Source organism: Bradyrhizobium genomosp. III, from assembly GCF_000261705.1.
Lineage (GTDB): Bacteria > Pseudomonadota > Alphaproteobacteria > Rhizobiales > Xanthobacteraceae > Bradyrhizobium > Bradyrhizobium ottawaense.
In genome coordinates this window covers 24,947-35,294 of record NZ_AJQF01000099.1, presented here as the reverse complement: position 1 = coordinate 35,294, position 10,348 = coordinate 24,947, and the positions used below count along the sequence as shown (strand labels likewise).

11 protein-coding genes are annotated in these 10,348 nt (G+C 66.2%); 5 read left to right on the top strand and 6 right to left on the bottom strand.

The window, feature by feature from the left end; genetic code table 11:
* Positions 1-818, top strand: an 818-nt coding sequence (locus tag IC66_RS0109750) for an alpha/beta fold hydrolase (RefSeq protein WP_038947487.1), incomplete at its 5' end; no start/stop codon positions are given.
* On the opposite strand, the gene IC66_RS0109745 is transcribed toward IC66_RS0109750, so the two are convergent.
* Positions 815-1,273 (bottom strand): nucleoside deaminase, encoded by a 459-nt coding sequence (locus tag IC66_RS0109745; RefSeq protein ID WP_038947486.1) that lies wholly within the window; start codon positions 1,271-1,273, stop codon positions 815-817. The genes IC66_RS0109750 and IC66_RS0109745 overlap by 4 nt on opposite strands.
* Positions 1,274-1,393: 120 nt before the next feature.
* On the opposite strand from IC66_RS0109745, the gene IC66_RS0109740 reads away from it, so the two are divergent.
* Both IC66_RS0109740 and rsmD read left to right on the top strand, forming a co-directional pair.
* Entirely contained in the window at positions 1,394-3,493 is a 2,100-nt protein-coding gene (locus tag IC66_RS0109740) for a pseudouridine synthase (RefSeq protein WP_038947484.1), read from the top strand.
* Between the two features lies 1 nt (position 3,494).
* Positions 3,495-4,049, top strand: a complete 555-nt coding sequence (rsmD, locus tag IC66_RS0109735) for a 16S rRNA (guanine(966)-N(2))-methyltransferase RsmD (RefSeq protein ID WP_028140128.1) — start codon at positions 3,495-3,497, stop codon at positions 4,047-4,049.
* A 107-nt stretch (positions 4,050-4,156) separates the two neighbouring features.
* Here rsmD and mutL read toward each other — a convergent pair whose 3' ends face one another.
* Positions 4,157-5,971, bottom strand: coding sequence for a DNA mismatch repair endonuclease MutL (mutL, locus tag IC66_RS0109730; protein WP_028140129.1), 1,815 nt, complete (start codon positions 5,969-5,971; stop codon positions 4,157-4,159).
* 253 nt (positions 5,972-6,224) lie between these two features.
* On the opposite strand from mutL, the gene IC66_RS0109725 reads away from it, so the two are divergent.
* Positions 6,225-6,542: a ribbon-helix-helix domain-containing protein gene (locus IC66_RS0109725; protein ID WP_038947483.1), complete on the top strand. Its 318-nt coding sequence runs from the start codon at positions 6,225-6,227 to the stop codon at positions 6,540-6,542.
* Between the two features lie 220 nt (positions 6,543-6,762).
* On the opposite strand, the gene IC66_RS0109720 is transcribed toward IC66_RS0109725, so the two are convergent.
* Genes IC66_RS0109720 through IC66_RS0109705 form a run of 4 tightly spaced genes read right to left on the bottom strand, consistent with a single transcriptional unit; the run spans position 6,763 to position 9,695 of the window.
* Positions 6,763-8,331 (bottom strand): GMC family oxidoreductase, encoded by a 1,569-nt coding sequence (locus IC66_RS0109720; RefSeq protein ID WP_018321944.1) that lies wholly within the window; start codon positions 8,329-8,331, stop codon positions 6,763-6,765.
* Positions 8,332-8,361: 30 nt separating this feature from the next.
* Entirely contained in the window at positions 8,362-8,910 is a 549-nt protein-coding gene (locus IC66_RS0109715; RefSeq protein ID WP_038947482.1) for a hypothetical protein, read from the bottom strand.
* 35 nt (positions 8,911-8,945) lie between these two features.
* Positions 8,946-9,341 carry a VOC family protein gene (locus tag IC66_RS0109710; RefSeq protein ID WP_028140132.1) on the bottom strand — a complete coding sequence of 132 codons (396 nt, stop codon included), beginning with the start codon at positions 9,339-9,341 and terminating at the stop codon, positions 8,946-8,948.
* Positions 9,342-9,695 carry a c-type cytochrome gene (locus IC66_RS0109705; protein WP_333913676.1) on the bottom strand — a complete coding sequence of 118 codons (354 nt, stop codon included), beginning with the start codon at positions 9,693-9,695 and terminating at the stop codon, positions 9,342-9,344. It abuts the gene before it with no gap.
* Positions 9,696-10,030: 335 nt separating this feature from the next.
* On the opposite strand from IC66_RS0109705, the gene IC66_RS0109700 reads away from it, so the two are divergent.
* The gene (locus IC66_RS0109700) at positions 10,031-10,339 is read left to right on the top strand and encodes a hypothetical protein (protein ID WP_038947481.1); all 309 of its coding nucleotides are present in this window, start codon (positions 10,031-10,033) and stop codon (positions 10,337-10,339) included.
* The last annotated feature ends 9 nt before the right edge of the window (positions 10,340-10,348 follow it).

Sequence of the window (10,348 nt, the reverse complement as noted above, 5' to 3'; positions counted from 1 at the left end):
GCGGCCCGCCGCTGCTGCTCCTGCACGGCTTCTCCGAGACCCATGTGATGTGGCACCAGGTCGCGCCTGAGCTGGCCAAGCACTTCACGCTGATCATCGCCGATCTGCCGGGCTATGGCTGGTCCGACATGCCCGAGAGCGATGCGCTGCACATCCCCTACAGCAAGCGCGCGATGGCCAAGGCGATGGTGGAGGTGATGGAGCGGCTCGGTCACGTGCACTTCGCGCTGGCCGGCCACGACCGCGGCGGCCGCGTCTCCTATCGCCTCGCGCTCGACCATCCCGGCCGGCTGTCGAAGCTCGCGGTGCTCGATATCCTGCCGACCTATAATTACTGGGAGCGGATGAACCGCGCCTACGCGCTGAAGATCTATCACTGGACCTTCCTGGCGCAGCCCTATCCGCTGCCGGAGACGCTGATCTCGAGCAATGGCGAGTTCTTCCTGCGCTTCAAGATGGCGAGCCAGACCAGGTCGAGGACGCTGGATGCCATCGACCCGCGCGCGCTCGAGCACTACATCGCCCCGTTCCGCGATCCCGCCCGCGTGCATGCGATGTGCGAGGACTATCGCGCCGGCGCCTATTTCGACTACGACCTCGACAAGGCCGATTTCGAAGCCGGCAAGAAGATCACCATTCCCATGCTGGCGCTGTGGGGCAACGCCGGCGTGGCACAGGCCGCGGCGACGCCGCTCGACACCTGGCAGCAATGGGCGACGAACGTCGTGGGCATGCCGGTGGATTCCGGCCACTTCCTCACGGAGGAGAACCCGGATGTGACAGCACAGGCGCTGCGCGAGTTTTTCGCAGGCAGCTAGCGCCGCTCGCGAAAGAACTCCTTGAGCAGCCGCGCCGCCTCGCTCTCGCCGACTCCGGAATAGACGTCCGGCGCGTGGTGGCAGGTCGGGGAGGCGAAGAACCGCACGCCGGACTCGACCGCGCCCCCCTTGGGATCGGCGGCGCCGTAATAGAGGCGCCTCACCCTTGCAAACGAGATCGCGCCCGCACACATGGTGCAGGGCTCCAGCGTCACGTAGAGGTCGCAGTCGACCAGGCGCTCGCTGCCGATCTTTTTCGCGGCCTCGCGCAGCGCGACGATCTCGGCATGGGCGGTGGGGTCATAATCGGTCAGCGTCCGGTTCGCCGCGGTGGCGATCACCTCGTAATTGCGGACCACCACGCACCCGATCGGAACTTCGCCCGCTTTTCCGGCATTTTCGGCCGTTCTGAGCGCCAAATCCATGAAGGAGGGGGCTTTCAAGCCTCGTATCATCGCCAGAAACCTGCTAGTAGCTGCGCCTTCAGCAGAAGTGCTTACCGGTTTTGCCTGGGCATGCGGCTCCGAACGAGCGCGCACAATGCCTAACGGCCACCCCCTTGAGTGAGATTATTCATGCCTCGCGACAGCGACAAAGACAACGATTCCCGCGGCCGGCGAGGCCCGGCCAAAGGCGGCCGTTCCGGCAAGGCGCGCGGCCCCGAGAAGAAGTTCGCCAAGCGCGGTTTTGAGGGCAAGAGCGAAGGGAGGGGCGATCGCGACAGCCGCCCGCCCCGTGGCGACCGCGACAGCCGCGCGCCCCGCGAGGGTCAACCCTTCCGCCGCCGCGAGGAGGGCGATGCCCCGCGCCGCGATTTTTCCGACCGTCCCCGCTTCAAGCGCGATGACCGCGGCGGCGCGGAGCGTGGCGAGCGCAGCTTCAAGCCGCGCGGCGACCGTCCGTTCTCCGATCGCTCCTCGCGTGATGGCGAGAAGCGTCCCTTCAAGCCGCGCGGTGATCGCCCCTCCTATGGCCGCGACGACCGTCCGCCGCGCAGGGATCGCGACGATTCCCGCCCCGCCGGCCGGACCGGTGACAGAAAGTTTGGCGACAAGAAGCCCTATGCGCCGCGTGGCGACCGCCCGGAACGCAAGTTCGACGGCGAGCGGAAGTTCTCGCGGGGCGCACCCGACCGCAGCGACCGCCCGCGCGATCGTGGCGAGCGCTCCGATTCCAAGCCGTGGCAGAAGCGCGACGACCGTCCGCGTGGCGATCGTCCGCCGCGCAAGGATTTTGGCAAAGGCCCGCGCAAGGATTTCGGCGGCCGTGATCGCGGCGAGGACAAGCCCTGGCAGAAGCGCGACGACCGTCAAGGTAGCGGCGAGGACCGTCCGCGGTTCTCGCGCTCGCGCGACGATCGCACATCGGGCGATCGTCCGTTCCGCGAGCGGCCCAAATTCGATCGGCCGCGCGAGGACCGTCCGAAATTCGATCGGCCCCGTCGCGATGGCGATGGCGACCGCGGCGGGCGTGGCGGTGACCGGCCGAAATTCAATCGTCCGCGCGAGCGGTCGGAAGGCCGTTCCGATTGGCACGAGCATCCGCGCAGCGAAGGCCGTTTCGGTGATCGCCCGCGCCGTGAAAACGAAGACGATAGCAGGATTTTCGAGAAACGCCCCGCCTTCGGCGGCCGCGGCGCCTATCGCGAGCGCGACCGTGATTTCGACCGGCGGCCGCGCCGGGAAGAAGAGCCGAAGCCGAAGAAGGCCGGCGAGCGCATCGCCAAGGCGCTGGCCCGCGCGGGGCTTGCCTCGCGCCGCGATGCCGAGGAGATGGTCACGCAGGGCCGCGTCACCGTCAACGGCCGCGTCATCAACTCGCCGGCGCTCGACATTACAAAGAACGACGTCGTTCTGGTCGACGGCAAGCCGTTGCCGGAGCGCGAGCGCACGCGGCTGTTCCTCTATCACAAGCCGCGCGGGCTGATGACCACGCATGACGATCCCGAGGGTCGTCCGACCGTGTTCGACAATCTGCCCGAAGGCCTGCCGCGGCTGATCTCGATCGGCCGGCTCGATTTCAATACCGAGGGCCTGCTGCTGCTCACCAATGACGGCGGCCTCGCGCGGACGCTCGAGCTGCCGGACACCGGCTGGCTGCGCCGCTACCGCGTCCGCGCCCATGGCGACGTCACCCAGGCGCAGCTCGACGAGCTCAAGAACGGCATCGAGGTCGAGGGCGTCAAATACGGTCCGATCGAAGCGACGCTGGAGCGCGACCAGGGCGCCAACGTCTGGCTGGTGTTCGCGATCCGCGAAGGCAAGAACCGCGAGGTGCGCAATGTCTGCGCCCATCTCGGGCTCGAGGTGAACCGGCTGATCCGGGTCTCCTACGGCCCGTTCCAGCTCGGCGAGGTGCCCGAAGGTCAGGTCGAGGAGATCAAGTCGCGCGTGCTGCGCGACCAGCTCGGCGACAAGGTGATCGAGAAGTCGGGGGCGCAGTTCGACGTGCCCTCGAAATCCGCCTCGCGCGTCGACGACGCGCCGCGCGAGACGAAGCCCGCCAGCAAGCGCGCGGTGATCAACGACCGCAAGGGCCGCCGCGTGCTGGTGCAGCGCACCGGCAGCGAGGAGGCGCGCGAGCGCAACGAGGAGGAAGCCAACGGCTACGGCCCGCCGCGCCGTCCGAAACGCGGGTATCACGGCAAGCGCGACCTGACGCCGAAGGAGGACTAGCTTGCGCGTCGTCGGCGGTCGTTTGAAGGGGCGCAATCTCGCCTCACCGTCCTCGCGCGACATCCGCCCCACGGCGGACCGCCTGCGCGAGTCCGTGTTCAACATCCTCGTGCATGCCTATGACGATCCGATTGAAGACGCGCGCGTGCTCGATCTCTTCGCCGGCACCGGCGCGCTCGGCATCGAGGCGTCGTCGCGCGGGGCGAAGTTCACGCTGTTCGTCGATAATGGCGCGGAAGCGCGGGCGCTGCTGCGCAATAACGTCGAGTCGCTCGGCCTCGGCGGCGTGACGAAAGTCTATCGCCGCGATGCGACCGATCTCGGCCCCGCGCATCCCGTCGAGCCGTTCTCGCTCGCGTTCCTCGATCCGCCCTATGGCAAGGGCTTTGCGGAGAAGGCGCTGGCAAGCTTGCGCGATGGCGGCTGGCTCACGCCCGGCGCGCTGCTGGTGGTGGAGGAGGCGAAGGCCGCGCAGTTCGCGACGCCGGAAGGTTACGAGGAATTGGAGCGGCGGGCGTATGACGACACGGAGTTCGTGTTTTTGAAGAGGCCGTAGCTGCGCTGCCGTAGGGTGGGTTAGCCGAAGGCGTAACCCACCAAGGTCTCTTTCCGCGGAAGCAGAAGAGGTGGATTACGCCTTCGGCTAATCCACCCTACGCACCGTCACCTTCGCCCGAACAGTTTCTCCACATCGCTCAGCTTCAGCTCGACATAGGTCGGCCGGCCGTGGTTGCACTGCCCGGAGTTCGGGGTGTCCTCCATCTCGCGGAGCAGGGCGTTCATCTCTTCCGGCCGCAGCCTGCGGCCGGCGCGCACCGAGCCGTGGCAGGCCATGGTCGCCGCGACGTGCATCAGGCGGCGCTCCAGCGGCAGCGCCTCGTCCCATTCGGCCATGTGCTCGGAGAGATCGCGCAAGAGGCCGCCCGCATTGGTCTTGCCGAGCAGCGAGGGTGTCTCGCGCACCGCGACCGCGCCGGGGCCGAAGGATTCGATGGCGAGGCCGAACGATGCGAGCTCCTCGCTGCGCTCCAGGAGGCGCTCGACCGTCGCCTCGTCCATCTCGACGATCTCGGGGATCAAGAGGATCTGCCGCTGCACGCCGTTCGCGGCCAGCGAGGCCTTCAACCGCTCATAGACGATGCGCTCATGCGCGGCGTGCTGGTCGACGATGATCAATCCGTCGCGGGTCTGCGAGACGATGTAGGTCTCGTGGATCTGCGTGCGCGCCGCGCCGAGCGGGCGGTCGACGAGGTCGCTGATGGACTGCGACTCGATCCTCACGTCCGCACTGGGCGTGCCGACGTCGAAGGCGGCCTGCGTGCGCTCTGCGAAAGCGGGTGCGGCGGCACCTTCAAATGATGGCATCGGCGCAACGGGCGCGGACGGCGAAGCCCGCCAGTCCCAGCTTGCGGGGCGCGGGGGCGTGAAGGCCGGCCGGAACGAGGACAACGCGCTCTCACCGCTGTTGGCGGCCGTGCGTCGGCCCTCCCGCGCGAGGCCTTCCTTCAGCCCGTGCACGATCAGCGCGCGGACGAGGCCGGCGTTGCGGAAGCGCACCTCGGTCTTGGCCGGGTGCACGTTGGCGTCAACCTCGCGCGGATCGAGCGTGACGAATAGCGCCAGCACGGGATGGCGGTCGCGCGGCAGATAGTCGGCATAGGCTCCGCGGACCGCCCCCAGGATCAGCTTGTCGCGGACCGGGCGGCCGTTGACGAAGAGATATTGCCCGAGCGCATTGGCTTTGGTCAGTGCGGGAGCTGCGGCATAGCCGCTGACCACCACGCCCTCGCGTTCGGCGTGGACTTCGAAGGCATGGCTGCGAAACTCAGCGCCCAGAATGTCGCCGAGCCGCGTCAGCCGTCCGGCCGCGCCGGGCAGCGCGGCAGCCCAGGTCACCGGTGCGCGCTCTTCGCCCGCCAGCGTGAAGGCGATATCGGGCCGCGCCATCGCGAGGCGCCTGACCACTTCGCGGATCGCCTCGGCCTCGGTGCGGTCGGTCTTCAAAAATTTCAACCGGGCCGGCGTCGCATAGAAGAGGTCGCCAACCTCGACACGGGTGCCATGCGCCAGCGCCGCCGGCATGATCTCGGACTTCTCGCCGCCCTCGACCGTGAGCGCCCAGGCGTGCGGCTCACCGGCATGCCGGGTGGTGATGGACAGTCGTGCCACCGAGCCGATCGAGGGCAGCGCCTCGCCGCGGAACCCGAGCGTGCGGATCTGCAGCAGATCCTCGTCGTCGAGCTTGGAGGTGGCATGGCGCTCGACCGCGAGCGCGAGGTCCTTCGCGGTCATGCCGCCGCCGTCGTCGGTGATGCCGATCCGCCGCCGCCCGCCGCCGTCGGTGAAGACGTCGATCCGGCTCGCGCCGGCATCGATGGCGTTCTCGACCAGCTCCTTGACCACGCTCGCCGGTCGTTCGACCACCTCGCCAGCGGCGATGCGGTTGACGACCTGTTCGGGCAATTGGCGGACGGGCATGAGGTTCTGAGTTTAGGCTTACGAATCTGGATTCGCGGACGGCGCTATTCTAGGCCGTGTTGCGTCAAAAGCATGTGTTGGGCAACAGCCGTGTAGCCGCCTGGGGAAGAGGGCTGCCTATCACATTGAAGACATTGAGCGTTCGAGAAATTGCGCAACCGGGATCGGCCGACATCCGACGACGGTCCGGATTGTGAGGCGCCGGGCAGCGGTGTAGCATCGTGAAAAAACGGCAACAGGACGGGAGGACGCCATGTGCCATCTCTTTGCGCATCAGCCCCAGGGCGACTACGAATCCCAGACCCGCTCCTTGCGGATCGACGGCCATTGCACCTCGATCCGGCTGGAAATGGCGTTCTGGGATACGCTGGAGGAGATCGCGGCCAGGGAGAATATGAGCGTCGGCAAGTTCCTGACCACGCTCTACAACGAGGTCCTCGACCATCACGGCGAGGTCAACAATTTCGCCTCGCTGCTGCGCTGCTCGTGTCTGATCTATCGCTCGAAGAGCATGGCGACGGTGCCGGAGTTCAAGGCGACGGTGGCACCGATTCTCGATGCGGCGGAGTAGCAGTTAGGCGCGAGCACGCTTCCACAATGTCGCCCCGGCGAACGCCGGGACCCATACCGCGTGATCTCGCTGTTGCAGAAGGTCGGTGTACCGAACGATCAATCTTCGCCGAATGTCTCCCTGTGGTTATGGGTCCCGGCGTTCGCCGGGACGACACCTTGGGTGTGGATACGCAATCCTTCAACGTCGCCATCGCTGGCGCGGTGACAACACCCCCTCCTCAAATCTCCTTCTTCTGCATCGCACCCGCGATGTAATCCGCCTGCCGGATCGCCAGCGCGACGATGGTCAGCGTCGGGTTGCAGGCCGCGCCGCTGGTGAACTGGCTGCCGTCCGAGACGAACAGGTTCTTGACGTCGTGGCTCTGTCCGAACTTGTTGACCACGCCGTCGCGCGGCTTCTCGCTCATGCGGTTGGTGCCGAGATTGTGGGTGCTCGGATAGGGCGGCGTCGGATAGGTCACGGTGGCGCCGACGGCGTCGTAGACCGCAGCGCCCTGCTTGTAGGCGTGCGCGCGCATCGCGAGATCGTTGGGATGATCGTCGAAATGTACGCTCGCGACCGGCTGCCCGAACTTGTCCTTCACGCGAGGGTCGAGCGTGATGCGGTTGGTCTCCTGCGGCATGTCCTCGCCGACCAGCCACATGCCGGCCATCCTGGGATAACCGTCGAGCGCTGCGGTGAATGGACGGCCCCAGGCGCCGGGATTGAGGAACGCCGCCATGAACGGCAGCCCGATCGACAGCGTCTCCATCTCGTAGCCGCCGACGAAGCCGCGCTTCGGATTGTTGGCGGCTTCATCGCGGATGATCCCGGCCATGGTGGTGCCGCGATACATGTGCACGGACTTCTCGAATACGGCATAGACGCTGCCGGTCATGTGCCGCATGTAGTTGCGGCCGACCTGGCCCGATGAATTGCCAAGGCCGTCGGGGAACATGGTCGAGGCGCTGTTGAGCAGCAGCCGCGGGCTCTCGATCGAATTGCCGGCGACCGCGACGATGCGCGCCTTCTGCCGTTGCATCGCGCCGCTCTCGTCGGCGTAGACGACGCCGGTGACCTTGCCCCCAGCGTCATGCTCGATCTTGATCGCCATGCTGCTCGGTCGCACTTCGAGATTTCCGGTCGCCTCGCCCTTGGGGATCTCGGTATAGAGCGTCGACCATTTCGCGCCGGATTTGCAGCCCTGGAAGCAGAAGCCGATCTGCTGGCAGGCGCCGCGGCCGTCGCGCGGCTGGCTGTTGATCGCCATGTTGCCGGTGTGCACCGTCTTGTAGCCGAGCTTCCTGGCGCCGGCTTCCAGCACCTTGAAATTATTGTTGCCGGGAAGGCCGGGAATGCCGTTGGTGCGGGTCACGCCCATCTTGTTCTCGGCCTTGGCGTACCACGGCTCCATTTCGGCGAGGGTAACCGGCCAGTCGAGGAGGTTTGCGCCGGGAAGGTTGCCGTAGGTGCTTTTCACCCTGAACTCGTGCTCGTCGAAGCGCAGCGAGGCGCCGGCCCAATGGGTCGTCGAGCCGCCGACCGCCTTGACGATCCAGGCGGGAAGGCCGGAAAAATCCTTGGCGACGCGCCACGTGCCCGACGTGGTGCGTGCATCGGTCCAGGCGAGCTGGGAAAAACTCTCCCATTCGTCGTTGACGAAGTCGTGGTTCTCGATGCGGGGACCCGCTTCGAGAATGACCACCTTGACGCCCTTCTGCGCGAGCTCGTTGCCCAGCGTGCCGCCGCCGGCACCGGAGCCGACGATCACCACAACGCTGGAGTCGTTCAGATCGAATTTTGCCATATGCGTTCTCCTGAACCGTTGGGGTGGGTCTCAAGCCTTCGGCAGCCAGTCGATGTCGGCGAAGCCACGGTTGATGTAGCCGCCGTGCTCGGCCGAGGAGCCCTCGTAGCCGAAGCGTGGCCAGACCTCCTTCTGGTTGTAGAGCGACACGACGAGGTCGCCGCGCACCTTCTGGAAGAAGTCGCTTCCCTCGATCTCCTTCAAGAGCACGACCCGGTCGGCTTCCCATGGCACTTCGACATAGGGCACCTTGTGGCGATCCCGCGCATTCTGATCGAGCCGCGTGATGCCGTCGCTGATCAGCGACTTGACGGCGGGATCCTTCGCCGCCTTGCCGTCCCACGGCTTGATCGCGGTGATGTAGTAGTTGTCGCCGAGCACGTCGTGCGGGTAGATGTCGCGCGCGACTTTCAGCAATGTCTTCATCGTTGCGGGCGAGAGCGCGCTGGAATCATCGGCCCACGCATCCTCGATGCTCACAGCGACGCTGGTCGCGACGGCCACGACCGGCACGGCGGTCGCCGCGCCCTTGAGAAAGACGCGGCGGCTGTGCTTGCTTCGACGATCGACTTCTCTCATGGCATTCCTCCGTCAATTTTGATTTTATGATTGGATCAGTTGAAACGTCCGCCCCGCTGGATCACCTCGATCTTGTAGCCATCGGGATCGCTGACGAAGAAGAAGCGCGCCAGCGTCCTGCCGTCGTGCTTGAAATCGCGTAAGGGCCCTGGCGCGAGCTTCTCGCGCTCGAAGCGGGCATGCTCGGTCTCGAGATCCTCGACCACGACGGCGAGATGGCCGTAGCCGTCGCCGGGCTGGTACGGCTCCTTGCGATCGAAATTCACCGTCAGCTCGACCTCGAAAGGTGAGGAGGGGTGACGCAGATAGATCAGGGCAAAGTCCGCGAATTTCAGATGGTCGGCGACTTCGAGGCCGAAGGCACGCCGGTAGAAGTCGAGCGAGCGCGCTTCATCAAGCACGCGGATCATGGAATGCACCGGCTTTGCCATTCAGTGCTGCTCCTTCAGGTAAGCGATGATGGCGGCGCGCGTCTCCGGCTTGCCTTGCCGGTAGGCCATGACGACGCCGGGAATGACGGCTTGCGGATTGGTCAGCCACGCGTCGAGCCGGGCTTCGTCCCAGGTGAAATCCGCGTTCGCGAGGCCTTGCGAATACCTGAAGCCCTCGACCTTGCCGGCGGGACGGCCCACGACCTTGAGCAGCGGCGGTCCCTGGCGCGCCGGCTCCGACAGGCTCAACGTGTGGCACGCCGCGCATTGTTGCTTGAAGAGTGTCGCGCCAGCTGGCGGCATCGCGGCCGGCAAAGGCATTTGCGCGTCGGCAACCCGCACCACCAGCACCATCGCGGTGCACAATCCCAGCACGAACGCGCGCATCGTCTAGAGCCGCCCATCCACATCAACCTGCGCAAACTCTAGGCGGCGTCAGATGGGCGGTGGTAGTAGCGGGCTGTTTCGTTGCGCGCGGAGATGCTCGTGGGTCGCGCGTGTTCCGCGCCGCCTTATATGCGGAGCACAATTCCGCGAAACCGCCGTCAAATCCCTAAACGATCACCACACCATGCGCATTGCATGACGATTGCGCCGCTCGAATTCTCGACGCGATGCAATGGCCCGGTACAGACGAGCGGCGCGAAAGCCGCCGGGCCATTCATCGCGAAAAAATCCAGGAGAAATGGATGAAGTTGGTCAAGACCTCGATGATCGCATGCGCTCTGTCGGCTCTCATTGCGACGCCCGTTCTCGCGCAAAGCGCGCCCCCCACCGCCAAGCCGGGCGGCACCGTGCAGAGCAAACCCATGCAAGGCGGCACGATGGGCAACGGCGACGAGGAGATGAATGCTCAGCCGGGCGCGGCGGGCGAGAAGGCCGGCATGAAATCGACCAAGGGCACCAGGGGTACGGTCGGCACCACAGGCAGCGCTGCGCACAAGGGAACGGCCGACGATGCGGCGACGGGCGGCGCAGCCCCTTCCAAGCGTTACTAGTCCAGCCGC